The sequence below is a fragment of the Photobacterium ganghwense genome (assembly GCF_003025595.1).
GTDB lineage: Bacteria > Pseudomonadota > Gammaproteobacteria > Enterobacterales > Vibrionaceae > Photobacterium > Photobacterium ganghwense.
Genome location: NZ_PYMI01000031.1, coordinates 1 through 885 on the forward strand (window position 1 = coordinate 1; position 885 = coordinate 885).

Consider the following 885-nt stretch of genomic DNA (forward strand, 5'->3'; position numbering starts at 1 on the left):
ATATGGAAATAATGGCGCGCTCGGGAGGATTCGAACCTCCGACCGCCTGGTTCGTAGCCAGGTACTCTATCCAGCTGAGCTACGAGCGCACGCTTAATTCCGGGTGTTTCACACTGCCGAGGCAATGTTTATCAATAATGGCGCGTCCGGGAGGATTCGAACCTCCGACCGCCTGGTTCGTAGCCAGGTACTCTATCCAGCTGAGCTACGGACGCGCAGGCTATATTCTGACAATGCAGAATATGGAAATAATGGCGCGCTCGGGAGGATTCGAACCTCCGACCGCCTGGTTCGTAGCCAGGTACTCTATCCAGCTGAGCTACGAGCGCACGCTTAATTCCGGGTGTTTCACACTGCCGAGGCAATGCTTATCAATAATGGCGCGTCCGGGAGGATTCGAACCTCCGACCGCCTGGTTCGTAGCCAGGTACTCTATCCAGCTGAGCTACGGACGCGCAGGCTGTATTCTTTATGATCCAGAATACGGGATTAATGGCGCGCTCGGGAGGATTCGAACCTCCGACCGCCTGGTTCGTAGCCAGGTACTCTATCCAGCTGAGCTACGAGCGCGCAGAATCTGTTTTCAATCGTCAGGAACACCTAACGGCCAATGCCTTGTAGACATTGGCTTAAGTAACAGTCCGTTGATACTTAAGGAATGATGGCGCGTCCGGGAGGATTCGAACCTCCGACCGCCTGGTTCGTAGCCAGGTACTCTATCCAGCTGAGCTACGGACGCGCAGGCTTTTCTTTTGCAAGAAAACTCTTTACTTAAACTACGTTAAGAAAGAATGGCGGTGAAGGAGGGATTCGAACCCTCGATACGGCTATAAACCGTATACTCCCTTAGCAGGGGAGCGCCTTCAGCCTCTCGGCCACCTCACC

Annotated in this window: 7 tRNA genes; all 7 read right to left on the reverse strand. The window is 54.0% G+C overall.

Annotation, left to right across the window (positions count from 1 at the left end):
* Nucleotides 1-12 precede the first annotated feature (12 nt).
* The 7 genes from C9I92_RS25100 to C9I92_RS25130 all read right to left on the reverse strand — a co-directional run bounded on the left by C9I92_RS25100 (nucleotide 13) and on the right by C9I92_RS25130 (nucleotide 885).
* Nucleotides 13-89: transfer RNA gene (locus C9I92_RS25100), tRNA-Arg, on the reverse strand.
* A 49-nt stretch (nucleotides 90-138) separates the two neighbouring features.
* A tRNA-Arg gene (locus C9I92_RS25105) sits at nucleotides 139-215 on the reverse strand.
* A gap of 37 nt (nucleotides 216-252) precedes the next feature.
* Nucleotides 253-329, reverse strand: a tRNA-Arg gene (locus C9I92_RS25110).
* Nucleotides 330-378: 49 nt separating this feature from the next.
* A tRNA-Arg gene (locus tag C9I92_RS25115) sits at nucleotides 379-455 on the reverse strand.
* A gap of 38 nt (nucleotides 456-493) precedes the next feature.
* Nucleotides 494-570, reverse strand: a tRNA-Arg gene (locus C9I92_RS25120).
* A gap of 92 nt (nucleotides 571-662) precedes the next feature.
* Nucleotides 663-739: transfer RNA gene (locus C9I92_RS25125), tRNA-Arg, on the reverse strand.
* Between the two features lie 53 nt (nucleotides 740-792).
* Nucleotides 793-885 (reverse strand) — tRNA-Ser (locus C9I92_RS25130).